At 36.4% G+C, this 23,782-nt stretch carries 22 protein-coding genes; 9 read left to right on the top strand and 13 right to left on the bottom strand.

The window, feature by feature from the left end:
• Positions 1 to 19 precede the first annotated feature (19 nt).
• From ACT5E3_RS16115 to ACT5E3_RS16125, 3 genes are all read left to right on the top strand, one after another.
• A complete protein-coding gene (locus ACT5E3_RS16115; RefSeq protein ID WP_444994567.1) occupies positions 20 to 1,006 on the top strand; it encodes a hypothetical protein in 987 nt (328 codons plus the stop codon).
• Between the two features lie 4 nt (positions 1,007 to 1,010).
• Complete coding sequence (locus ACT5E3_RS16120) at positions 1,011 to 1,163, top strand: hypothetical protein (RefSeq protein WP_444994568.1); 153 nt, start codon at positions 1,011 to 1,013, stop codon at positions 1,161 to 1,163.
• Positions 1,164 to 1,311: 148 nt separating this feature from the next.
• Positions 1,312 to 1,545: a hypothetical protein gene (locus ACT5E3_RS16125; protein WP_444994569.1), complete on the top strand. Its 234-nt coding sequence runs from the start codon at positions 1,312 to 1,314 to the stop codon at positions 1,543 to 1,545.
• A 117-nt stretch (positions 1,546 to 1,662) separates the two neighbouring features.
• Here the strand turns inward: ACT5E3_RS16125 and rnhA are convergent, their stop codons facing one another.
• Both rnhA and ACT5E3_RS16135 read right to left on the bottom strand, forming a co-directional pair.
• A complete protein-coding gene (gene rnhA / locus ACT5E3_RS16130; RefSeq protein WP_444994570.1) occupies positions 1,663 to 2,097 on the bottom strand; it encodes a ribonuclease HI in 435 nt (144 codons plus the stop codon).
• A 30-nt stretch (positions 2,098 to 2,127) separates the two neighbouring features.
• Complete coding sequence (locus ACT5E3_RS16135) at positions 2,128 to 2,874, bottom strand: class I SAM-dependent methyltransferase (RefSeq protein ID WP_444994571.1); 747 nt, start codon at positions 2,872 to 2,874, stop codon at positions 2,128 to 2,130.
• A 64-nt stretch (positions 2,875 to 2,938) separates the two neighbouring features.
• Between ACT5E3_RS16135 and gloB the strand changes: the two genes are divergently transcribed.
• Positions 2,939 to 3,721, top strand: a complete 783-nt coding sequence (gene gloB / locus ACT5E3_RS16140; RefSeq protein ID WP_444994572.1) for a hydroxyacylglutathione hydrolase — start codon at positions 2,939 to 2,941, stop codon at positions 3,719 to 3,721.
• A gap of 94 nt (positions 3,722 to 3,815) precedes the next feature.
• Complete coding sequence (locus ACT5E3_RS16145) at positions 3,816 to 5,438, top strand: LysM peptidoglycan-binding domain-containing protein (protein WP_444994573.1); 1,623 nt, start codon at positions 3,816 to 3,818, stop codon at positions 5,436 to 5,438.
• Between the two features lie 91 nt (positions 5,439 to 5,529).
• Here ACT5E3_RS16145 and ACT5E3_RS16150 read toward each other — a convergent pair whose 3' ends face one another.
• From ACT5E3_RS16150 to ACT5E3_RS16165, 4 genes are all read right to left on the bottom strand, one after another.
• Positions 5,530 to 6,495 carry a bifunctional helix-turn-helix transcriptional regulator/GNAT family N-acetyltransferase gene (locus tag ACT5E3_RS16150; protein WP_444994574.1) on the bottom strand — a complete coding sequence of 322 codons (966 nt, stop codon included), beginning with the start codon at positions 6,493 to 6,495 and terminating at the stop codon, positions 5,530 to 5,532.
• 197 nt (positions 6,496 to 6,692) lie between these two features.
• Positions 6,693 to 8,096 carry an HDOD domain-containing protein gene (locus tag ACT5E3_RS16155; RefSeq protein WP_444994575.1) on the bottom strand — a complete coding sequence of 468 codons (1,404 nt, stop codon included), beginning with the start codon at positions 8,094 to 8,096 and terminating at the stop codon, positions 6,693 to 6,695.
• 70 nt (positions 8,097 to 8,166) lie between these two features.
• Entirely contained in the window at positions 8,167 to 9,402 is a 1,236-nt protein-coding gene (locus tag ACT5E3_RS16160) for an ABC transporter permease (RefSeq protein WP_444994576.1), read from the bottom strand.
• A 1-nt stretch (position 9,403) separates the two neighbouring features.
• On the bottom strand, positions 9,404 to 10,204 hold the full coding sequence (locus tag ACT5E3_RS16165; protein WP_444994577.1) for an ABC transporter ATP-binding protein: 801 nt from the start codon (positions 10,202 to 10,204) through the stop codon (positions 9,404 to 9,406).
• Between the two features lie 240 nt (positions 10,205 to 10,444).
• On the opposite strand from ACT5E3_RS16165, the gene ACT5E3_RS16170 reads away from it, so the two are divergent.
• From ACT5E3_RS16170 to ACT5E3_RS16185, 4 genes are read left to right on the top strand one after another with little or no spacing between them, the layout of a single operon-like run.
• Positions 10,445 to 11,155 (top strand): YIP1 family protein, encoded by a 711-nt coding sequence (locus ACT5E3_RS16170; protein WP_444994578.1) that lies wholly within the window; start codon positions 10,445 to 10,447, stop codon positions 11,153 to 11,155.
• Between the two features lie 35 nt (positions 11,156 to 11,190).
• Positions 11,191 to 12,360: an efflux RND transporter periplasmic adaptor subunit gene (locus ACT5E3_RS16175; protein WP_444994579.1), complete on the top strand. Its 1,170-nt coding sequence runs from the start codon at positions 11,191 to 11,193 to the stop codon at positions 12,358 to 12,360.
• 31 nt (positions 12,361 to 12,391) lie between these two features.
• A complete protein-coding gene (locus tag ACT5E3_RS16180) occupies positions 12,392 to 13,093 on the top strand; it encodes an ABC transporter ATP-binding protein (RefSeq protein ID WP_444994580.1) in 702 nt (233 codons plus the stop codon).
• Positions 13,086 to 14,315 carry an ABC transporter permease gene (locus tag ACT5E3_RS16185; RefSeq protein WP_444994581.1) on the top strand — a complete coding sequence of 410 codons (1,230 nt, stop codon included), beginning with the start codon at positions 13,086 to 13,088 and terminating at the stop codon, positions 14,313 to 14,315. Before ACT5E3_RS16180 ends, ACT5E3_RS16185 begins: the two co-directional genes overlap by 8 nt.
• A gap of 324 nt (positions 14,316 to 14,639) precedes the next feature.
• Here ACT5E3_RS16185 and ACT5E3_RS16190 read toward each other — a convergent pair whose 3' ends face one another.
• From ACT5E3_RS16190 to ACT5E3_RS16220, 7 genes are all read right to left on the bottom strand, one after another.
• Positions 14,640 to 15,932: a tetratricopeptide repeat protein gene (locus ACT5E3_RS16190; RefSeq protein WP_444994582.1), complete on the bottom strand. Its 1,293-nt coding sequence runs from the start codon at positions 15,930 to 15,932 to the stop codon at positions 14,640 to 14,642.
• An 18-nt stretch (positions 15,933 to 15,950) separates the two neighbouring features.
• On the bottom strand, positions 15,951 to 16,568 hold the full coding sequence (locus tag ACT5E3_RS16195; protein ID WP_444994583.1) for an energy transducer TonB: 618 nt from the start codon (positions 16,566 to 16,568) through the stop codon (positions 15,951 to 15,953).
• A gap of 1 nt (position 16,569) precedes the next feature.
• A complete protein-coding gene (locus tag ACT5E3_RS16200; protein WP_444994584.1) occupies positions 16,570 to 16,971 on the bottom strand; it encodes an ExbD/TolR family protein in 402 nt (133 codons plus the stop codon).
• Positions 16,972 to 16,987: 16 nt separating this feature from the next.
• A complete protein-coding gene (locus ACT5E3_RS16205) occupies positions 16,988 to 17,512 on the bottom strand; it encodes a MotA/TolQ/ExbB proton channel family protein (RefSeq protein WP_444994585.1) in 525 nt (174 codons plus the stop codon).
• A gap of 3 nt (positions 17,513 to 17,515) precedes the next feature.
• Entirely contained in the window at positions 17,516 to 18,898 is a 1,383-nt protein-coding gene (locus ACT5E3_RS16210; RefSeq protein ID WP_444994586.1) for a MotA/TolQ/ExbB proton channel family protein, read from the bottom strand.
• A gap of 1 nt (position 18,899) precedes the next feature.
• Positions 18,900 to 19,679: a DUF3450 domain-containing protein gene (locus tag ACT5E3_RS16215; RefSeq protein WP_444994587.1), complete on the bottom strand. Its 780-nt coding sequence runs from the start codon at positions 19,677 to 19,679 to the stop codon at positions 18,900 to 18,902.
• Positions 19,680 to 20,436: 757 nt separating this feature from the next.
• Positions 20,437 to 23,460, bottom strand: a complete 3,024-nt coding sequence (locus tag ACT5E3_RS16220) for a TonB-dependent receptor domain-containing protein (protein WP_444994588.1) — start codon at positions 23,458 to 23,460, stop codon at positions 20,437 to 20,439.
• Positions 23,461 to 23,782 lie beyond the last annotated feature (322 nt).

Below are 23,782 nucleotides of genomic sequence, written 5' to 3' on the forward strand. Positions count from 1 at the left end.
AAAGCTAGGGTAATAAAAAATGGAAATAGACGTCAACATTCACACTTATAATACTTATGGTGGACACGCTACCCTTTCACTCATCGGGGACTTCTTGGAACTTAACAGCCCAAGTTTTGGCTCTTCAATAGAAGAGCTAGAAATCCATGTTTATTTCCAGGGTGGTCGAGCCAAAAGAACGCTTGAATCACTGTTCGATCAATACCACAATTTCCTCAAAGGCCTGCCAAGCACCAAATTCTATCGAAAAAAGAATCGGTTCGAATTAAACATCCTAAGTGAGCTGGGTGACTCTGGCTTAGTTAAGGGATACGGCCCTCCCAAACTTGGCTTGTTTGTCGATTGTGCTAAAGAAATTATCGATTCGTTAACGCTTTTAAAGCCAAAACTGAAGAAAAGCGACTTATTCGACTTCGACGCGTTTCTCTCATCTATGCAGAATAAGGTGAAGGATTTACCTGATACCGAAGAAAAGTTTGCACTCCTCCAACAGCAAATAGACGACGAAAGGCAGCGCAAGCGTGATTCGATGGATGAGTGGGATAAACTTGGCGTTGATTGGATTGATTACCACCCTAAAGCAAGAGAGATTCTCGACTCCCCTTTTTACTGGAACTGCGCAGATGATTTTGCGCCCAATGGAAATGATACTGGTGCGGATGTTCTTGGTTTTTATGAAGAATGGAGACCGAAGAATAAAAAGCGCTCTGCTATAAGCTTCTTTGACAGTTTAATGAGTGATTGGGAAGTATCTCTTCCAGTTGATGAGAGCGATGATTACGCCAGACAGACATACGAAGAATCTATTTTAGGTTTAGCATTTGCCCAGTTGAAAATTGACGGCACTTGCGAAGAAGAAATTGGCGGCCTAGCAATTCAAGCTATCGATGGCATGGAAATAAGATTAACCGAGTTACATAAGGACTGGGACTTATATGAGGAAAGGATAAAGACTCTGGAACTCATGAAACAAAAACTCAATGATACCACATTAGAGAAGCAATAGAGACATGGACCTAGCAGGAAGATTTGAAGATACGTTTTGCAATATTGCCATTGAAAAAGGCGATGGAAGCGCGAGTAATGATTCGGAGCTTTATGAAGAAATGAAGGATTATTGGGAGAAAAAGTGTATAAACAAATTGGAACTACTAACAGAATAATAACTTTAAGTTAGTAAAATAGCTAATTAGGAGTAGGATTTTGGTTGAATCTCACCCAAACCAGATAAAACTATACAGATTCCACATGTGGCTCTCTGGAGTCACATTCTTGCTTGCTGTTCTGTTCGTATATTGGACGTGGGGAGATATGACTCCTTCAGGAAAGGTAGGAATACCCATAACATTTTCACTTCCTGCAATCTTGCATTTAGCTCTAGCATATGGAAGTAAGCGTGGTAGTGAAATTTCGAGAAAGATTTCGGTCGGTGTTGGAGTATTGATGTTGCTTACTTTTCCGGTGGGGACAGTGTTAGCATTTAGTTTCTTACCATTAACCCAATGGAAAGGTGAGGCAGATGAGCTTGTTTCAACGGGCTCTTAACAGAACATTAAGTATATCGCTAGTTATGCATCAAAAAGGCTCGTAGCTTGGGATAAAGAGCTAGACCGCAAGGGAACTTAACCCCTGGCAGAGGATATACTGACGGTAGAAATCCACCTACTTCAACTCATCAATCCCTTTATTAGCTAATTCATCAGCCCGCTCATTTTCAGGATGTCCACTATGCCCCTTAACCCAACGCCAATCAACTTGATGACGAATATTTTGCTCATCAAGCGCTTGCCACAAATCAACATTTTTAACCGGTTTTTTAGCTGAGTTTTTCCAACCTCTCACCTTCCATCCCGTTAACCACTCCGTAATTCCCTTACGTACATATTGAGAATCGGTTGTCAAAACAACAACGCTTGGCTTTTTTATTGCCTGAAGCGCTTTAATTGCAGCAGTTAACTCCATTCTATTATTAGTTGTTTCGGCTTCACCACCATAAATTTCTTTAACATGTTTACCTGCACGTAAAATTGCTCCCCACCCACCTGGGCCAGGATTACCACGGCAAGCACCGTCTGTAAAAATACTAATTTGACTCAACTGTTAACCTTATTTATTTTATTACTAACTTTATTTTAGTTGCTCAAACCAATGCTCAACTTGAGACTTGACGCTCGGTTCTGCAAGCCTGGGAGGTACTAAGTGCTTATTTCGTCGCCAGCTTGGTCTAATTGGAGTTAAGGTTGACACCTTCTTCCGCGCCACGATTATATAGTAGCTACAAAAATAATCACAAAAAATTTGACCTAAACGTTTAACCCAGAAATAACTATGACTTTTTTGTAAACGATCATTAGTAACACTAATGTTAATAATCGACTCGGCCTCCAAACCTAATAACCGAAACCAATCACCAATTCGACCTCGACTAATATCCTTAAATTTATGTTCAGGTTTAACATTTCTTTGCTTTATTCTTTGGCTTATACCTTGCCAACTCAGTGGGTTACGTCCTATTAACACCACGACACCTTCAGGAATAAGAACTCTTTCAACTTCTCGTAAAACTTGATGCGGATTATGGCTTTGTTGCAAAACCCCCGGCAATAGAGCTAAATCAATGCTATCAGATGCTATTGGTAATTCTTCAAAATGACACTTAAGCGAAATGTTCTCACCTTCTTTACCAATAACCACTTGCTGTTTAATACATAAAGCATCACTGCACAATGTTTTAGCTAAAGACGAATACAAAAGAGCATGGTAGCCAAATACTTGAGCTAAAATTGGTGATAATTTGCCAGTAATTAAATCGATCCTGCTCTTTGATAAAAGAGGATACTTAATTGGACTGTTTATTCCACTCTTTTTAGACATGTAGCCTCCAGTGCAGTATTCCGCTAAAATATGTAACTAAACTCAATAATAGCCTAAGGTTTCCATGATAGCTATTACGCCTATTACGGCATTTAATGATAACTACCACTGGCTTATTCATAACGATAGCAGCGCTATTGTTATCGACCCAGGTGATCCTCATGTAGTAGACCACTATTTATTAGAAAATTCTCTTCAATTAGTCGCAATACTGATTACCCACCATCATTGGGATCACATAGATGGTGTCGAACAACTTAAAACAAAATACTCAGCTAAAGTTTTTGGCCCCGATACACACAAAATTGCTAATATTGATGTTACTTGTATCGAAGCTCAAAAAATTTACATTGAACAATTAGAACTCACTTTTCAGGTACTTTCGGTTCCAGGTCATACTTTAGATCATATCGCATATTTTGCACCATCAACGTCGGCTCATTTTAATTTATTATTTTGTGGCGATACGCTGTTTTCAGGTGGTTGTGGACGGCTATTTGAAGGAACACCAGAGCAAATGTGGCATTCCATTCAAAAATTAATGGCTCTGCCAGAGTCGACTCAAGTATATCCTGCTCATGAGTATACATTAGATAACTTAAAATTTGCTCAATCAGTTGACCCCAATAATCAAGAATTAAAAAACTATACGAAACAGGTACAAAGCCTAAGAAAGCAAGGCCAGCCGTCACTTCCCACTAGTATTGGCGTTGAAAAACAGGTTAATCCCTTTATGCGAGTTCTTGAACCTTCAATTATTAAATTCGCTCAACAACAAGGTAATCGGCTACACTTATCGCAAAATGATGTTTTTGCAGCAATAAGACATAGTAAAGACAAATTTTGAATGTTTATTTGACATAAGTCGCTGTAAAAAATACCATTTGCAGCCACTATTATCTTATAACAGTAATAAATAAAAGAATCACGAGGGTTACCATTTGAAGCTTAAGTTGTCTGTATTAGCTCTATCCTTTGCCCTAACGGCCTGTAAATCAATCGATTTTGCTCAAAATGATGAGCTGAATAATCGCGAGCTAGCAGCATCTGTAGATGCCAACCAGCCAGTAAAAACTGTTGCCCCCGAAATAGTCAGCCCGCCGAATTTTTTAGAAAGCTGCCTCTCAGAACAAACAGATGTAGTAGATCCTGAAGCTTATCTGGATGTATGGGAAAGAGTCAGTTCAAAGCTGAGTTTTGACATACCAGATAATAGACGTATCCGGGCTCAGCAATCGTGGTATCTAAAACACCCTGAATATATGAAAAGGGTTTCTAAAAGAGCTACACCTTATCTGTTTCATATTGTGGAAGAGCTCGAAAAAAATGGTTTACCTATGGAGTTAGCGCTATTACCAATAGTAGAAAGCGCCTTTGATCCCTTTGCTTACTCCCACGGTAGAGCTTCTGGTATGTGGCAGTTTATTCCAGGTACAGGTAAAAATTTCGGTTTAAAACAAAATTGGTGGTATGACGGCAGACGCGATGTTTATATGTCAACTCAAGCAGCCATAAAATATTTAAAGTATTTACACAAGCTATTTAAAGGTGACTGGCTACATGCTCTCGCGGCCTATAATTCTGGCGAAGGTAATGTTCGTAGGGCTATTCGGAAGAATAAAAGAAAAGGTAAAGCTACTGATTTTTGGTCTCTTCACTTACCTAAAGAAACAAAAGCATATGTGCCTAAATTACTAGCTTTAAGCGCAATATTAGCTAATCGTGAAAAGCATGCTGATTTATGGACACCAGTATCCAATTTACCTTACTTCGCACAAGTTTCTACCGAGTCACAAATTGATATTAGCTTAGCTGCAGCGCTTGCAGATATCTCAATGTCAGATTTTTACCAATTAAACCCTGCTTTTAATCAATGGGCAACTTCACCAAGTGGCCCTCATACAGTGCTAATTCCGGTAGAAAAAATTGAAAGCTTTAAACAAAATCTTGCCCAGATCCCTAAAGAACAAAGAATTTCTTTTAAAAAGTACAAAATTAGAAATGGTGACAGTTTAATTTCTATTGCCAAAAAGTTTGACACTAGCGTACAAATGCTAAGAGATAACAACTCTATTAGAGGTAATAACATTAGAGCGGGTAAAAGTTTATTAATTCCTGTTGCATCAGCAAAACGAGATCAATACCACAAGAGTACTCAACAAAGACTATTGGCCAAGCACAATACTAAAAGAAAAGGTCAAAAAATTACTTATAGAGTAAAGTCGGGCGATTCAATATGGGATATCTCTCGAAAATACAAAGTTAATATGAGAACGCTGGCCAAATGGAATAATATGGCCCCCACAGATCCATTGAAAATAGGCCAAAAATTAGTAATTTGGAGTAAGCAAGCTCCCAAATTGGCAAGCTTGTCTAACGGCAAAAAGAAGACCAAAAAAATACGCTACAAAGTTCGCCGCGGTGACTCGTTAGCCCGAATAGCGAGTAAGTTTAATGTTAGCTTGCACAGTGTTAAAAAGTGGAATAAAAACAAAGGCCAAAAGAAATACCTGCAACCTGGTGATTCGTTAACTTTGTATGTAGATATCACACGCCAGTTTTAATTTAACTGGCAAACCTCTACAGCCACAACAACCACGTATGTATTGTGGCTACCTTACATTATTAAAAAATGAATAATCAGGTTAGCAGAAACTAAGAGTCACTGCCCTTTCCTTCGAATACCATGTAAATATCTGAGCGATTATATACAGACTTCTCTAGCGGGTTTTCTTTTTCGACAAACCCCAGTTTTCTATATAAATTCAGTGCTGGTAGTAGCTTGCGGTTAGATTCTAAGTAAAGCACTTTAAAGTCTGTTGCTTGAAATTGATTAATAGCGGCTCTGGCTAGTTTTTCACCAATACCTAGTCCTTGATACTCATCATCTACCGACATTTTTGATAACTCAAGTTCTCCTCTATCATTAACAATTAAAGCAGCAGTTCCTATAATTTTTTGCTCCAAACGAGCAAACAGAACGAAACCTCCTTTAGCAATAATATAACTTTCAGGATCTGATAAGACCTCATGATCATGAGCTTCTACATAAAAATATTTCTCTAACCACTGTTGGTTTAACCGATAGAAATCTTCGACATAGTTCGAATCATAGTGAATAATTTCAACTAAATCACTACGCTGCTGCCTTTCAAGTCTCTCAACTCTTTCTTTTAATGACATTTTTTCAACTTCTCTTTCTATTAACTGAATATTATCTAATAAACCATAACTAGAAGTTTCAAGTATTCTTTTCATAACCGTTTCAAGGGAACACCATAATGGTTTAAGCCGATCGACTAATTCATATCCATTAGGTGTTAGGGCTAATAAGCGCCTACGTTCATCTTTAGCATCTATTTCATGATATAACCAGCCTTGAGATTCAAGCTTTTTACTCATTTGACTAATTGCAGGGTGGGTTTGCCCCATTAGTTCAGCTAAATGACTCACAGAAATAGTTTCATAAGTTGATAACAATTGAAGCAGTGGAAAACAACGTGATTGAAGGTTAACACCACGTGATTTATAAAGCTCATCGCTTTGTCGAAACAAAATTTCACTGAGTCGCTTTAGTCGAGAGCCAAGTGCTAGTAACCCCATTTCCTCTAAATTTTTCATATGTGTCACCGGTTATTCATTAAAAGCTAATATAAAGCCGCTTTTCACTTAAAAATAAACTCAGCTTATAAAGAATGACTTTTATAACAAGTACAGTTTACGTAAGCAGTTACGTAAAAACAAGCAAAAAAACTTTATACGAGGCAATGATTTAATCTATATTAAAGCCCCTGCTAAAAATCATTAATCACAATAATTCATTTGAGTTTCATAAGAACAAGTTTAGTTTGGCAAACAAACAATTGAAAAGCATCTTTTTGTTCCTGAGTAATATCAGGCCCGTTAATACCATTATCAGCATAAAAGCAGCCTATGACTTTATTTTCAACAATCAAGGGGCCCCATAAAGACTGAGTAACACCAAGGCGTCGATTGATTTTTTGCGTGGTCGCCCCTTTCTCTCTTAAATCACTTTGCAGAAGTATGTTTTTATTATTCATTACTTTTTGTTGAATTTCCGGTATATCTTGATGACAGCTAAAACTAAAGTTTTCTTTATTAAAACTCCCCTCTCTTTCAATAGCGTGTTTTGCCGAAATTCGACTCCTTTCAGGGTTTAACAATGCAACTAAAGCACAATTAAATCCCCCTCCACGTTGGATCCCTTCTAGCATTTGTTGCAAAATAACATTGATATCTAACGACTCTTGGACAATGACTGAAAGCTCTTGAATAATGTCAAGTTGAAGAATTTTGTCGATTTTTATCGATTGTGTTTCACTTGGCGAGCCAGCATTAATAGTCTTAGCTTGTTTAATATCAAGATTAAGACCCATTTTTTGTAAACTTTTTTGGGTTTCTTCGGTTGCAAAAACAATTTTTTCAGAAACAATATCTGGTTTTTTACCTGTATATCGAGAAATTGACTTAAGGTGTTTATCTACAGCTTTGTTAAGGCCTATAATTTCACAACTACTCGCAAAACTACTCCCAAGCAATATGCTGCGAATAGGGCTTGTCTCAGCATAATGTCCCCCTATCATGTCACCAATCATTGGCGCTATGTTCCAAGTTTGGCATAGGCCTAATGTTAGATCATTGAAGTAACAACCGAGCAAATCTCTTTCTTCACCATCTTTTAATGGATAAGATTTAACCAATTCACGATACAAAGGGTGTTTATTATCAACGGCTGAATAAACCGAAACCTCACCTAAACCTAAGAGTAAAGCAGATATAAAAATTTCTTCAGTATTTTTTTGACCGTGCATATGAGCAATTTGCTTTGCTTGAATCGCGGCATGAAAGCAACGAGACAAGAGCGCTTTTAAATGCTCTGATGCACCATTTTTCAAAAAAGATTCTATTAATAAACAACTGGCGCAGACTTCTTTGATTGATTTATGACCTAGTACTAAAATAGAACGGCTAATAGTTCTGATTGTATGACCCGTTGAATTAAAATGAGCACTATTAGCTAGCTTTAAAACCGAGGCTGTTAGGTTAGGATCTTTAAGGATTGTTCTTGCAAGTTCAGAAGAGTGTTTACTAGTATAGGCTTCAGCACTCGATAATGCTTTAATACTAGCACTAAAACTGGGTATTGAAGACTGTTTTAATAATTTAAGCCAGTCTTCTTTGTTGTTCGGATTATCAGCCATCTGAAGCTTATCTAACTTAAGTTTATTTAATTATAGACAAGCTCCAGCAAGACGTTGATTTTATTAAATATTAATTTCTAAATAAGACCTGTTCACGTTGGAACCACCAATTACAGAGAGCTAATAAAGCGCCAGCAATAATCGTTGTCGATATAAAAATGACACCTAACATACTCATATCAATCGTCCCCTTAAAGATTTCTTTGATCGCGAGAGACACATTGGTAATTGGAACCGCAGCCCAAGTCCAATCTAGCTTTACGCCAGGTAACATTGGAAGAAGAAGCGGTAGAAAAACTAAAATCATAAATGGTGACATATAATTTTGTGCTTCTTTAAATGTTCGAGCATAGATAGAAATACTTAACAGTACAGATGCAAAAATTGCAGCAATTGGAATAAGCATCAGGAACATTAACCCAACATCAGTCATTGATATACTGGAAAGTGATTCAAGTAATCCTGAAATCTTAGCACTACCGCTTGGTGGAATGAATTTTTCTAAAACGAGCTTACCAAAAATACCAGCAATTAAACCAAAGCTAATTAACGTCAGAAATATTGCAATAAACGAAGTAGAAAAAATGACTAAAAACTTAGCAAAAACTAATTGAAATCTTGGCACAGGTGTCAATAACAAAGTTTCAAGAGTTCCTCTTTCTTTTTCTCCAACGCCTAAATCAAGCGCTGGAAACATAGCCCCTTGCAACCCAATTAAAATGAGGATATATGGTAAAAAAGCCCCAATTACCTCCCCAATTGATTCCCGATTATCTGCCGTAGATTTTTTGGAAAGTTCAATCGGGTTCTTGATTGCATCTCCTTGCTCTTTTGAAATCCCAAGTTCAGCTAACCGTTTCTCAAGAAGTTCTGTTTCGAGAGGTTCGATCGTTTTGTTGACTCTTCTAAACATAAACGCACTTGTTGAAGCAGAGTCGTTGTAGTAAATATTAATCCGAGCCTTTAAACCTTCAGAAATTCGTTCAGAAGTATCATCAGGTATTTCGATTACAAACCGAACCTCTCCCTTATTAATCATTTCCTTAGCACTTTCTAAATCGCTAATTTCTTTACGATTAAATTTTTCATTACTAGTAAGCTTTGTAACCAACTCTTTATAGTTTGCCTCGCCAATTACAGCATAATCAAGTGACTCTTCAACAGCTTTCTTAGTAATTTTGCCAACCATAGCTGCAAAACCTATTAAAATGATTGGCATAATCAAAGTGGGTAAAAGAACTGTAAAAATTAATGTTTTTTTGTCTCTAGTTAGTTCGAGAAGTTCTTTAATATAAACTTTAAACATCTTAAGCCACCTCCTTTTCGCCCACTAATTGAACAAATGAATCATATAGGTTGTGTGTTCCACTAATATTTCTAAATTCATCTAAAGTACCGTTAAACTGTGCTGTTCCATTGTTAATAAGAACAACTCTGTCACAAAGTTTTTCAACTTCGTGCAAGTGGTGAGTAGAGAAAATAACAGGAACATTACTACCTTTATTAGATTCGATAAAATCTAAAATTGTTTTTGCTGAAATCACATCTAAACCTGTAGTTGGTTCATCTAATACAATCACTTCAGGTTGATGAATAACCGTTCGAGCTATACTTGCTCGCTGTTTCATTCCCGTTGATAAAGAATCTGCTTTTTTATCTGCAAAGCTATGGATATCGAGAAGCTCAAAAACCTTTGTAATTTCATTTTCGAGCTTTTCCTCAGACATGCCATGTAACCTGCCAAAATACTCAACATTTTCCCTAACTGTAAGACGATGATAAAGGCTTGTCGTACCCGATAAAAAGCCAATTCTTTTCCTCATCGCTACAGGCTGAGCAATCACATCTTCACCATTAATAACAATTTTTCCCTCAGTTGGCTGTAGCGCAGTTGATAACATCCTTAAACTGGTTGTTTTTCCTGCCCCATTAGGTCCTAGCAAACCCAAAACTTCTCCAGCATTACAATGAAAACTAACATCTCTAACCGCATTAAACCAATGACCATCTTCTCTAACATCTAATGACTCTTTTGGTTTCTTTTTGTTTTCTTTAATCGTTTTATTATCTAGCCTAAAACGTTTTTTTAAACTTTTAACTTCAAGCATATGAATTTCCTAACCCTAAATAATGACTTTTTATAGCACGAGTAGCACAAGTAACTTAAGTACAATGACATAGTCTTACTCTAAACGTTTTTATTACGAAAAACTGCCAATTTTTTATTATGGTAATATTTCATATAAATTAATTGAATATTTTCTTGGTTAAAACGATTAATTTGTAATAAATTCTCAAACCCACTGACTAACCCCTGTATTACCAATAAAAAGAAGGATTAAAACATTATGACTGAATCATCGACATCTAGTAGTATTTCGATACTGACTAATATCATAACGTCGCCGCAACAAGCTTTCAAAGATATACAGCATGCGTACCCAATATTACTTCCATTTTTAGCTGTTGTATTAATGAACGCAGTAGTTGTTATTTTACTGTTCGCCAGTATCGACTATGAATGGTATGTAGATCATATGGTAGAAGCTCAAGCAGGAGAACTATCAAGAGCTGAACAAGATCAAACAAGGGCAGCATTCGAAATGATGTCACCAAGTCTAATGAGTGGATTTGGAGCCGGAGGCGTAATAGTAGGCATAGGCATTATGTACAGCGTTATGGCATTGTACTTTGTAATTGTTTCAAATGTCACTAACGATGGTTTCCAGTTTAAACAATGGTTTTCCTTTATTTCCTGGACGTCTATTCCAACACTGATTGGTGCTTTAGCATCTTTAGTCATTATAATCACAAGTAGTAACGGGCAATTTGCGCCCGAAAGTATCAACCCACTAACTTTAAACGAGCTATTTTTTGGATTAAACCCACTTAAAGGGGTCGGAAGTATTCTTGCAAAAGTAGATATAACTATGTTTTGGAGTATCGCATTAATGACGATAGGTTATGCCCAATGGACAGAAAAAAGCATTGGAAAAGCATTTGGTATTGTTATTTTGCCTTACTTAATTTTCTACGGCATCAGTTTTTTATTCATTTAACTCAATAATTTAATATTGACTATAAGGCCAATAAAATGAAAAAAGCAGTTATATTCACAATCATTATTTTATTAGTTGTTGGCATACCACTAACTAAAAAATATTTAAGCAAAAATGTTATTAAAGAAGTTGATGTTGAGGCCGTTTCAATGCAAACCATTAAAGCGTCAATATTGGCTTCTGGACAGCTTAAACATGAAGATGAAGTTAAACTAACAGCAGAAGTTATTGGCCGGGTAACAAAGCTCTACGTTGAAGAAGGCGATCAAGTAAAACAAGGACAACTCGTTCTTGCAATTGATGATCAAACTTACGTTGCGGCTGTTGAACAACAACAAGCCGCAGTTGATCAACAACGAGTTGCAATTGAAAAACAAAAATTAGTTGTGGCCAATTTAGAAAAACAATGGAAGAGAAAACTAAAATTATTTAATCAAAAACTACTTGATCAAGATGCTTTTGATAATATCACTCACCAACTTGAGGTTTCAAAAATTGATCTTAAGGCTGATTATGAGTTACTAAAACAAGTTGAAGCTCGCTTAGAACAAGCGAAAGATCAATTATCTAAAACCAAAATCGTTTCACCTATAAATGGCAACATTACTTCTCTTGATATAAAAGAAGGTGAAACTGCGATTTCAAGCACCACCAATATTGCAGGTTCATCACTAATGACTATTGCTAACCCATCGAGTATGTTAGCTGAAATCAATGTTGATGAAGCAGATATATCCAATGTAAAACTTGGCCAACAAGCAGAAATAGTTGCAATATCTTTTCCTGAAAAAGCGATTAAAGGAACTGTTGAATCCATAGCTTCAAGTGCAAAACAGGCGAGAGGCAGACAAAGCTTGAGCTTCGCGGTTAAACTCAAATTAACTAATGAACAATCTTTAAGTTTGCGACCTGGAATGAGTTGTCGAGCAGAAGTATTTACCAAAGGTAAAAAAAAGCTATTAGCCGTGCCATTAAAAGCAATTAAAGTCGAAGAAGATAATGATAAAGATTTAGTCGAAAGTTTTGTTTTCACTGTTGCTAATGGCATTGCAAAAAAGGTAAAAATAAAGACGGGGATTTCTGATGATCAATATCAACAAGTCACAGATGGATTGACCAAAGAAAGCTCTATTATTATTGGACCAGACAAATTACTTCGGCATTTAAAAGATGGTGAACAAGTTTCAATTTTAAAAATAAACTAATGAATAAATTTGACAAACTGAAGAACTCAATATGAATTTAATTCAACTCAACGATATTTGTAAGTTTTATTATATGGGAGAGCAAACGGTCAAAGCATTAGATCATATTGACTTAACCATTAAGCAAAACGAATATATTGCTTTTATAGGTTCATCTGGCTCAGGCAAATCTACAATGATGAATATACTTGGATGCTTGGATAAACCAACTCAAGGAGAATATTTACTCAACGGAAAAAATGTTGCTGATCTAAATGCTAATGAACTGGCCGAAATTCGAAATATTGAAATTGGTTTTATCTTTCAGAGTTTTAACTTGTTGCCAAGAGCAAGTGCATTAAATAATGTAATGCTGCCTTTAGTTTACCGTGGAATATCATTGAAACAACGAAAAGCAATGGCAATGCAAGCATTAGAAAAAGTCAAATTAGCAGACAGAGTTGATCATATACCCAGCCAACTTTCGGGCGGACAAAGACAAAGGGTTGCCATCGCTCGGGCTTTAGTTACTAAACCGTCTATTTTATTAGCCGATGAACCAACAGGTAATTTAGATACACAAACAACAACAGATATTATGGAATTATTTGATCAACTCCATAAAGAAGGACAAACCATCATCATGGTTACCCATGAAAATGAAATAGCCGAACACTGCCATCGTGTTGTTCGTTTAAGTGATGGGAAAGTTATTAAAGATCATTTAAACCATCATGAGGTGGTCAATGTTTAGTTTAATTGAAAGTTTTCGTAGTGCCATAAGTTCAATTAAGGCCCACGGCTTCAGGAGTTTCTTAACCACGCTCGGTATTATCATAGGTGTAAGTTCAACAATTGCAGTTGTTTCAGTTGTTCAAGGCTTGAGTCATTCAATTAATCAACAATTTGAAGGCTTTGGTGCTAATTCAATTTCAATACGCTCATACACTCCAAGAAAAGAACGAATGAAAGGAAAAGTAGCACGAATCACAGCCGATGATATCGAAATAATTCGCAAAAATATTGAAGGTGTGCAATATATTACTCCTACTCTTGGCTCTAATGCTGGCGCAACTAGCGCAATAAGATACAACGGTAATAAAACTTTTGGACAAGTAGCAGGCTCAACTTATAATTACCAATCAGTACAAAATATTGATATAAAATTTGGTCGTTTTTTATCTTATAGTGATAACCAATCGAGGCGAAAAGTAGCGGTTATTGGAGAAAAGGTTCGCAATGAACTTTCTTTGCCTAGTAACCCTGTAGGGAGCTTTATTGAGTTTTCTGGAGAGTGGTTTAAAATAATTGGCTTGGCGGAACCTAAAGGATCATTTTTTGGTTTCAGTCAGGATAACTTTCTAGTAATGCCTTACTCTACTATGCACGGGCTCAATGGCAATATAACAGAGCCAGATATTTTTGTTCAATTACAATTAAAAAATATTGAAAATCTTGAAACAATAAAATCTAAAATTATTCAATTATTAAGAAAACAACATCGTTTAAAAGCAAGTGAAGATGATGATTTTAAAATTGAAACTCCAGAACAATTAACATCTGGTATTTCTCAGGTGATTGATACCATGACGATTGTTTTAGGCGGTATAGTAAGTATTTCTTTAATTGTTGGCGGAATTGGCATTATGAATATTATGCTAGTTTCCGTGACTGAAAGGACGCGAGAAATAGGCATTTGCAAAGCAATTGGGGCCAAAAGACATCATATTCTTTTACAGTTTTTGATTGAAGCAGTTGTACTATCTCTTTTGGGGGGTATTGTTGGAATCATTTTAGGTTATGGTTTAGGATTTCTCGCTTCTGCAGCTATTCCTGGCTTTCCTCCTGCCAATGTTCCTTTATGGGCAATTGCTACTGCATTCGGTTTCTCTGCTTGCGTAGGAATTTTGTTTGGAATTCTACCTGCGTCAAAAGCAGCTAATTTAGATCCAATAGATGCTCTAAGATATGAATAGTCAATATTACTTTGCTTATAGCAGCATAATTTACTTTTAAACAGTATTACTCTCCCTAGTACTGTTTTATCATTATTGGTTACCATAACCTTAAGGTTTCCCAATGTGATAGCCCTTTATATTAATATTCTATTTACTCAATAAAAGATGCTAAGTTGTTATTTTTTCGTCTTCGCAATGTTCAATTATTAAAACTATTTCACTTGAAAATGAAATTCTTAATTACAAATCATAACTTACAAAGCAGCAACTAATAAAATACTTTAACCATAAAAAATAGACATAAAAAAACTGGCTTTAGCCAGTTTTTTTAAAAGATTCAGATTAACTACATTTATTATGCTTTTGTTTATCCTTAACGTAAGCAATCCAGGCATCAGCTCTAGAACGCCATTTTTTATACTTAGTTGCTAACTCTAATGTTTTCAAAGAACTTACGCACTGACCTAAGCTTGCCTGAGCACTCCCTTTAGTAAAGTGAACTCGACCTATATCTTTAACACCTTTGTTAAGAGCCTTATCTAAAGACTTTATCGCAGCTCTCCAGTTTTCCTTTTCTGAATAAAGTTCAGCTTGTGTTAAATAATGCTCACCATCTTTGGCTACTTCAGCAGTACGACCAAACGCAGCAATCGCTTTATCAATTTCTTTACTTACTCGGTAGTTATTCGCAATCGCTTTAAGATTTTTCTCTTCAGGCTTTACGATCCCTTTATTTAACCCTTCTTCTAAAATCTCAGCAGAGCGATAAGCAATTTCTTCGTAAGCAAATAGCGAAGACAATGTTTTATAATCAGTCTCAGTCTCAAAACCACCGTTCAAATAAAGCATTTCCATTATAGCTAATGAGTCTTTGGATTTATCTAACTGTAAATACAAGCTAGAAAGTTGTCTCCAATAAGTTGCCTCAGTAGGAAAAGACTCAACCATTTCTTTCAAAACCTTTGAAGAGCCAAGTAAATCTTTTTGTTCATAATGAGAAACTAGCAAAAGGTTGTAATAACTTTTCTTTGGTTTCTTAGAATGCTTTACAGCTAAATAAGCAGGACATAAAGCCTCTTTATATTTACCAGATTCAGCTTTCATTGCAGATAAAAGATAATAAATTTTAGGATCATCTTTTATTGATTTACTTATCCATTCATTAAGCAGATCAAGCGCTTTCTGTTTATTACCGACAGAGTAAGTTAATGTTGCAACATTAACACGAAGCGATTGTAAACGCTCATGATCAAGCTGGCCTTCACCAAACTTTAATGCATTATCAAAATATGGTAATGCCTGCTTGTAATCATTTTGCTGTGCGTAGGCATTTGCAATATTCATTGCAACAACTGACTTGATGTAATTATCAGAAGAGGTGTCATACAACTTCTTTAGCGCTTCTATACCTTCTGAATATTTATTGTCTGCCAACAATTCCATTGCTCGAGTTAATCGCTTATGAACCTTTTCAGACATCCCTCTAATAGGAGGTTTTTCAATCTTCTGATTCTTATTAATGATTGGCTTACAAACTTTTGTCAACTTAGTATCGGGTAAAGCCAATAAAGAAGTTGAAAAAGATAAACTAACTAAAGAAGCAGCAATTAGTTTAATTATTGGATTTTTTTTCATACCTAACTACCTCTCTCTTTATTGACCTAGCTTGAATTCCATCGTATAGCGCATATTTGGCTGCTCTACAGCTTTTCCGTCAATAACTCTAGGTTTAAATTTCCATTTATAGATAGCCTTTCTTGCATCACGCTCAAAAACTCGCTTTGGCTTAGCATCTATAACCTTAACGTCTTTAGGTGAACCATCTGGAGCAACTGTAAACTGGAACCTTACCCATCCTTCTAAACCCTCCATAGCAGCTTTTCGAGGATATCTTGGCTCAATAATTACCATTGGTATTGCATCACCATCAGATAAACTGCCTGCTTGCCCAACGCTACCAAGATACATTCCACTATTCACACTAACATCAAACTTGCCTAAATTAATGTTTAGGTTTTTGACCGGTTTCTGCACCTTCGCTACTTGTCGCGGCTGAGGTGGTGGTGGTGTTTTTGGTGGTGGTGGCTTTTTAGGTATTCTTCTATCCCTTACTCGAAGCTCATCTTCAGGTTGTGCTATAACAAACTCAACTGTTTTATCATCAGAAAGTTCAGGTGGCTCTAGTTCAGTTTTAATCAAAAAAGCCATTAAAACGAACAGGCAGAATGTAATACCACCGCCAATTCCTATCCCAACTAAAATTCTTTGCATATCAATTTTCCGCCGCTACTGAGATGTTTTTGACACCTGCAGCCTTAGCTGCATCCATTACGTCTAAAAGAACACCTGATTTTGCTTTTTGATCAGCCTGAATCACTATACTGCTTTCAGGGTTTTCAAGTAACATTGTTTCGACAGTAGTACGAACATCTTCTTTGTTAATCTTCTTTTTTAGCATGTATATATCACTGCTCGCATTAATACCAATAAAGATGTTAGCTTTAGGTTTAGGACTTGCCGAAATTGCTCTGGGTTCTGTTATTTCAATACCTGCTTCTTTTACAAAAGAAGTGGTTACGATGAAGAAGATAAGCATGATAAAGACTATGTCAAGCATAGGCGTCATATCAATCGATGCTTCTTCTTCCTTTGGCTTTAAACTCTTTTTTGCCATGAAATTTGATCCTTAGCTAATGATGAGGCATGTGATCAGCAAGTTCTTGTGCATGAACATTTGCCGAATATTCCAGCCTAGAGCTAATAAATAAACCGGATAAAGCTGCAACCATTCCAGCCATAGTTGGAATTGTTGCTTGCGTTATTCCAGCAGCCATTAGTCTTGCGCTACCGGTTCCAGAAAGAGCCATGACTTCAAACACTCCAATCATTCCTGTTACTGTACCTAATAAACCAATCATTGGACAAATTGCCACGATGGTCTTGATAACTAGTAAGCCAGAGTGTAATTTTTCATTCATTTGAGAAATCCAGGCCTCTCTAATTCTGTGCGCTTGCCAAGATGTAGTGTCCTTTCTTGAATCCCATTTAGCAATCATTAATCTTGCTTGCTTAGGATAAGTATTAGAAAAATACCATAATCTTTCGATTATCATTGACCACATTACTACAAGCGCTGCCGCGATAAACCACAAAACATCTCCCCCGGCTTCAATAAACCGGGAGACTGTTTCAAATAGTTCTTCAAGAAATAGCATTAATTATGCTCCTGATTTTTCTTGATGTTGTGCAATTAAGCCAGTGCTCTGCTCTTCTAATACGTGAATCAAACCTTTAGAAATACCAGATACAACACTGTGTAGAAGAATAAGTGGTAATGCAGCAACAATACCTAATACGGTTGTAATCAATGCAGATGAAATACCGCCAGCCATGATTTTAGGATCACCAGTACCATAAAGTGTAATACTTTGGAATGTATCAATCATACCTGTTACAGTTCCAAGTAGTCCCATTAATGGGGCAACAGCAGCAAATACTTTGATAATCGTAATTCCACGCTCTATTTTCGGTGTTTCTTTTAGCACAGCTTCATCAAGTTTTAGCTCAAGATTATCGACATCATCATCTTTATTAGCTAAGTAAACAGCCATAATACGACCAAGAGGATTATTACCAGGCGTACTTGATTTAGCTTGGGCATTCATTTTCCCACGTAATGCCAATAAAGTGAATAATCTTTCTAAAACGATTAATAAACCAATCGCCAAAACGATACCTATCGCTAAGCCTACTGGACCAGCGTAATTCATCACACGCTCAGACCAAGACTCTCGCTTTACTTCTTGAGTTAAGATTCCACCACGTGTTGGGTCTAATGCTAGAGCAGCATAGCCTGAAGTGTTTGACTCAAAATCGCTAATTAAGCTAGTGATACGAGATACAGGTGCTCTAGTTAACTGTTTAATATCTTGTGAGGCACCATCAAAAACTAAATATTCACCGTTTGAAACCAAGTTGAACGACCCAACTCGAATCATGTCTCTTGGCTCTTTTTTACCTTCAGTGTTAATAATTTCTTTAGTAAATTTGACAACTTTGCCTTGCTCAGTCATTTCCTGCTGCATAGCAACCCACAAGCTACGAATTTCAGGAATTTTTGGAAAAGCTTTTGCTTGAGCTAATTGCTCTAATGCCTGATGGCGATCAGGTAATTGAGCAGTAACTACCGAACGCTTCAAACCAGCGGCAGTGTTTCCTGAGAATTGACGAACAACCCCAATCATTTCTCCAAGAGAACCTGCTTTTAAATGTTTCTGCTCTTCAAGTTCAGCTAATTTTTTTTCATTAGCATCTAAGGCAGCTTTTAAACGCTCAGAGCGGTCTTCTTCGCTCTTTTGCTCAGCTTTCGCTTGGTTAAGTAGTGCTCTTTGGTTATTTCTATCCTGTAAAAACTGCTGTTCGCGTTTTTTATTAACACTATCTTGCTTAAGTTTGTTTTGCTTAACGAGTTTAAATAGCTGATCTAAAGTATCAACCGCTGGAGCCTTAATAGCTCCAGTTGGTTTTGCTTCTTCAGCTGAAATAGCCGTTAGTGAAGCGCCAGCTAATAAAGTGGCGACCAATAGATTTCTTATTTTCATTTTATTGAGCCTCTTTTGCTGCAGGTACTGGAAGTTTAATTAGGTTAGGACTCGCCTGTTTATTCGCCATTTTAATTCCTAATTGAATAGGACGAATATATTCATCACCTAGTGGTTCAAAATTCTTGGTCTCTGGGTTCCAATAGCCAGCAGAGGTTCCATCTAATGATAAGAACACAAGCAAGACACGACCAAATCTCAAAAACTCAACTTGTCTGTCTTCACCAGGGACTACCGCAGTATATGTACCAAAACCTTCACCATATTTGATTTCGGTGTCATAAGCTGAAAGTATTGTTCTATATTTTTCAGCGGTAGATACATCAGCTCTAAGCATATTGCTCGCCAATCTACTAACACGTTTTAATCGCTCTTCTTTTTTAAAGGGGATATCAAGCTCAATAAACTTTTCTAGAGATGCAATCATTTCGTTCATCAATGGAACAACGCCACGCTGTGTTTCATCAATGTTGTCAATTTCATCTTGGATAGAAATCATCTCTTTTTCTTGAGACGCTATTAAGCTTTCAAGCTGATTATTATAAATTTTTAAGCTCTCAATCACTCTGAGTGTGCTTTTATAATCAGCAGCCATATTTTGTGTTTGTTCAGCAAATCTGTCTATTTTTTTCTGAGACTTACTGGACGCGGTGGTTGTTTGATTCTCAACTTTAATTGAGGCATCAATTGTGGATGCGGCAAATAGATTACCAGCTGATAAAATAGCTACCAGCCCCACGAAAATTGTTCTAAGTCTTGTTGTTTTATTGCGATTAAGCATATTGTTTCCAAACTTATTTTAGGGTTAAAAACAAATCGAAATTGAATAGAAAGCCGAAGGTTTCCTTTCTTTTTCGCTACGAGATTCGGTCTATTATTATTATTTATGTGTACAATTTTTGAGCCGTTAATTAATTTAACTATTCTCCCTTGCACACATTAATGCCGACTATAAACAGAAAATATTGATGAGTCAATTGGTTAAACAAAATGTTAGGGCATTGAAACCGCAATATTTTTAAACATCAAACAGATATTTTTTCCACAAAAATAACAAAAAAACCTTTTTCTTTTAAATGGTTATGATATGGATATAAATAGCTCTATTCACCTTTAAATCCGCTTAAATATAGCTGTCCGTTATATGATAATCATATTAATCAACCTAACTTATTTTAGTACACCTTAAAATAAGCTCCACTATATTTCGTATTTGGCGTATCTATTATTTTTATTAGTATCTGTTTATTCTCTCAAGATTTAATATAACTATCTATTTTTATTAATAAAAAAGTAAAATTCAACAAATTTTTCTTAATAAAAAAAGGATGAATAAATTTTTACCTCGATGAATTTTGGTTAGCAATGAGGCACTCTCTCAATATAAAATCTGGTCTGCTTTGTTTAAAAAGCTAAAACAGTCCTACTTACTTTCGTCCTAGTTGGGGTTATATTTTTCAAACCATCTGTTTTTAATAAAAAAAAAACATAAAAAAACGGCAGTATATAATCTGCCGCTTCGGTTATAATATTATGATTTAAAACTTAAAAGTAACACTTGCGTGAATATATCGACCTAAAGTGTCATAGTAACCAGCAACAGTATTAGCATTGGTCGCTATAGCATTGCCAACTAATGGCGGCTCTTTGTCAAACAAATTATTTATTCCCACTAAAACACCAGTATTTTCTGAAACATCAAAGGAACTTTTAACATCAAGGTAGTTATAAGCTTTGATAGACTCATTAGTACCATCAATATCCACTTTGCTGTAATAGCGCCATTTTGCTGATACAGTCCAAAAACTATCTGTGTTATACGAAACTTTGACACTATGCCGCCATTCAGGTTGAGCAAAACAATCATTACTCACAATACCAGTACAGTCGTATGTTGCACCGTCACTTCCTGGTAATGGCTCATATTCCTTTTTATCCATTAATGTGCCCAAGAAGTTTGTTCTTATAATACCCCCTGCCACTTCAATCTGATGATTGGCACTAAAATCGACTCCCTTCCAATGCCGACTAGCCAAGTTAATGTTAGTGTTAGTAACATATCCTTGCTGACCTAACCATAAACTCCCACTTGGTGACCGCTTAACATTATCACAATAAATAGGATCTCCAGTTTTGCCACACTGTATAACGGTTAATTCAGCACCAACGGTCCCAATAACATCATCAATCTGAATCTCCCAATAATCAACTGAAAAATTGAACTCCTCAAAAGGACTACCAACGATCCCAAGAGTTAATGTGTCTGCAATTTCTGGCGTTAATTGCTTATTACCGCCTTCTATCATATTGTATTGTCCTGCAGGGCTAATTAATGTTTTTGAACCATATGCACCATTAGCCAAACCTGTTCTTGCACATTCTTCAGCTGTTAACTTAGTCACAATATCCTCATCGGGATTGGAACCACATGGATCTTGTCCGTTGAATAAGGTTAAATTTTGGGGTCGAAATAATTCATCAATATTAGGGGCTCTAACAGCTCGGTTAAAGCTCGCCCGAACTTTCCAACCTTCAACAGGCATATAATCCAATGACATTTTATAAGCAGACTCTCCACCAGATGTACTGTAATCAGAATAGCGATAACCTAAATCCATGGTTAAACTTTCTATACCAGAATACCCTTCGATAAGCGGTATGCTTAACTCAGAAAATATTTCTGATACATCATATTCTCCAGCAATACTAGGAGTCGGCCCACCTTGTCCGAGTAATGAGCCTTGTGCAAAAACTTCATCGGCTAACCTTTCAAATGACTGAACCCGGTGTTCTACTCCAAAAACCGCCGCAATAGGTAACTCAGCACTTGGCAATGTTGTATCAAACTCTCCTGTAATAAATGCATTATAAATTGTTTGTGAAGTTACTCCGCTCAAAATTGCCGTTCCAGTTAATGCAGCGGCCGCTTCAGAGGTAACGCCATTATAAGTAAAGACTTGATAAGGTATACACGTCCCATCGCAAGTTTCTCCATCAGCTTCAATTGCAGTGGTAATCCTAGGCCCAAAGAAATCATTAACATAACCTGCAGAAGACGAAGTACTGCCATGTTGTAATGACGCATCATATGACCAGCGCTCATTAATTTCACCTTGAGTACCAAAAACCATTCGATAAGAACTATGATCAAGTAATGAAATTCTCGGCCCCCCTTCAACATTACGCTTACCAATATAAACAGCCATTTGATCATTAGGGCTCAAGCCCCAATCGGTGCAAGTCTCTTGAATTTGCTGGTTACTTAGGTAGTTGCTATTACAATTTATTTTATATTCTTGATTAAAGAAGGTTCCAGATTCCGCGATTTGCGCTTTAGTTAAATCATGCATGTACGACACTTCTAAATAGGGACGGAATTGCTCATTAATTTCATAATTAACAAAAGCCCCCACGGTATAGCGCTCATCAGGTCTCATAAAATGATTAATAGGAGCATAGTTATAAAGGTTATCACCAACAGGAGAAAAACCACCGCCGGAATTAAGAGTTAACCATTTATTGGCTTCTGCAGCAGGGTTAGCCCAGGCATATTCATAAAACAACTCGTCCGTACCAATATAACCAGGACGACCATTAGGACCATAAATAGTATTATCGGCTCCTTCAGCGGGATCATAATTAGGATCATCTTTTTCATATTGAGCATATCCATAAATTGTTTCACCAGTAACAGGATCGATAGGATACATATCAAAATTAGGAACAACCGCATTATATGAACCGCCACAACTAGTTGCCGAACCGTTGAGTGCGCAAGAGGAATAATCACGCGCTCCCTGTCTCAATTCATTCACTTTACGATAAGTAGCATAAACGGTGGCATTTCCTCTTCCACCATCAAAGGATCCCCCCATAGCAATATCTAAATTATAAGTTTTACCATCAATACCGCTATTACCTGTAGGATATTCAAATCCTTTTTCATCCATTAACTCTTGGATGTATTTATTATCATTATTGTGTTGATAACCAGAAAACCCTCCTGTAATTTCTAAACCTTCAAAGTTATCTTTCATTACAAAATTAACAACACCAGCGACAGCATCAGCTCCATAAGTTGAAGACCCGCCACCAGTCATCACTTCAACTCTTTCAACCAACGCAGCAGGTATTTGGTTCACATCAGGAGACTGTGAATAAATACCGCCTGAATGTAAACGACGCCCATTGATTAAAACTAGCGTTCTTTCCTCTCCCATTCCTCGTAGATCTAATGTTGCAACACCTTTCGCTCCATTAGATAGAAATGAATTTTCAGCGGCTTCTACTTGAGGCAAACTATTCATTAAATCCTCAATACGAGTAAAGCCAGAAAGTTTTATCTCTTCTGAAGATGTTATTGTTACTGGACTAGCTGTTTCAATATCAGCACGTTTAATACGAGAACCTGTAATCGTTACTTTTTCACCAATATTTTCTTCATTATCATTTTCTTCCGCAGCAAATGTAGACGGCACAAACATTAACGACGTTGTTGTACTTGCAAAAAGTGCCAGGCGCACAGCTTTTGCAAATAAATTGCATTTATTTAATATTCTCACAGTTATTACTCTCCCAGATTATTTTGGAGGTTGTTATTTAAATGATTTTTTTAAGCCCTTAGTTATATTCAAAGAGTCCTAAAAAATATTTCTTTAGCCTACTGCTTGATCTGCCGACATCGATACTAACCGTAATTAATCTTTTAGGTCAACTTCCCATTATTTTTATCTCAATTAACAATTTTCATTAATCATCACAGCTTAAAGTATAGTTTTTTTTCATATGATTTATTCTTCAAAAAAAGCGCTTAAAAACATTTAAACAAATAATTATAAGAACATTCAATAAAAACCAGATAACCTCTTAAAAAACTTCACCAAC

The organism is Aliikangiella litoralis, from assembly GCF_052495765.1.

What these genes read in the sequence shown, in the direction of transcription:
- ACT5E3_RS16195 (WP_444994583.1), bottom strand. Translation starts at nt 16,568, where the DNA reads ATGCAAAGAATTTTAGTTGGGATAGGAATTGGCGGTGGTATTACATTC.
- ACT5E3_RS16135 (WP_444994571.1), bottom strand. Translation starts at nt 2,874, where the DNA reads ATGTCTAAAAAGAGTGGAATAAACAGTCCAATTAAGTATCCTCTTTTA.
- ACT5E3_RS16160 (WP_444994576.1), bottom strand. Translation starts at nt 9,402, where the DNA reads ATGTTTAAAGTTTATATTAAAGAACTTCTCGAACTAACTAGAGACAAA.
- ACT5E3_RS16190 (WP_444994582.1), bottom strand. Translation starts at nt 15,932, where the DNA reads ATGAAAAAAAATCCAATAATTAAACTAATTGCTGCTTCTTTAGTTAGT.
- ACT5E3_RS16175 (WP_444994579.1), top strand. Translation starts at nt 11,191, where the DNA reads ATGAAAAAAGCAGTTATATTCACAATCATTATTTTATTAGTTGTTGGC.
- gloB (WP_444994572.1), top strand. Translation starts at nt 2,939, where the DNA reads ATGATAGCTATTACGCCTATTACGGCATTTAATGATAACTACCACTGG.
- ACT5E3_RS16165 (WP_444994577.1), bottom strand. Translation starts at nt 10,204, where the DNA reads ATGCTTGAAGTTAAAAGTTTAAAAAAACGTTTTAGGCTAGATAATAAA.
- ACT5E3_RS16125 (WP_444994569.1), top strand. Translation starts at nt 1,312, where the DNA reads ATGACTCCTTCAGGAAAGGTAGGAATACCCATAACATTTTCACTTCCT.
- ACT5E3_RS16185 (WP_444994581.1), top strand. Translation starts at nt 13,086, where the DNA reads ATGTTTAGTTTAATTGAAAGTTTTCGTAGTGCCATAAGTTCAATTAAG.
- ACT5E3_RS16180 (WP_444994580.1), top strand. Translation starts at nt 12,392, where the DNA reads ATGAATTTAATTCAACTCAACGATATTTGTAAGTTTTATTATATGGGA.
- ACT5E3_RS16200 (WP_444994584.1), bottom strand. Translation starts at nt 16,971, where the DNA reads ATGGCAAAAAAGAGTTTAAAGCCAAAGGAAGAAGAAGCATCGATTGAT.
- ACT5E3_RS16205 (WP_444994585.1), bottom strand. Translation starts at nt 17,512, where the DNA reads ATGCTATTTCTTGAAGAACTATTTGAAACAGTCTCCCGGTTTATTGAA.
- ACT5E3_RS16155 (WP_444994575.1), bottom strand. Translation starts at nt 8,096, where the DNA reads ATGGCTGATAATCCGAACAACAAAGAAGACTGGCTTAAATTATTAAAA.
- ACT5E3_RS16170 (WP_444994578.1), top strand. Translation starts at nt 10,445, where the DNA reads ATGACTGAATCATCGACATCTAGTAGTATTTCGATACTGACTAATATC.
- ACT5E3_RS16115 (WP_444994567.1), top strand. Translation starts at nt 20, where the DNA reads ATGGAAATAGACGTCAACATTCACACTTATAATACTTATGGTGGACAC.
- ACT5E3_RS16215 (WP_444994587.1), bottom strand. Translation starts at nt 19,679, where the DNA reads ATGCTTAATCGCAATAAAACAACAAGACTTAGAACAATTTTCGTGGGG.
- ACT5E3_RS16210 (WP_444994586.1), bottom strand. Translation starts at nt 18,898, where the DNA reads ATGAAAATAAGAAATCTATTGGTCGCCACTTTATTAGCTGGCGCTTCA.
- ACT5E3_RS16120 (WP_444994568.1), top strand. Translation starts at nt 1,011, where the DNA reads ATGGACCTAGCAGGAAGATTTGAAGATACGTTTTGCAATATTGCCATT.
- ACT5E3_RS16150 (WP_444994574.1), bottom strand. Translation starts at nt 6,495, where the DNA reads ATGAAAAATTTAGAGGAAATGGGGTTACTAGCACTTGGCTCTCGACTA.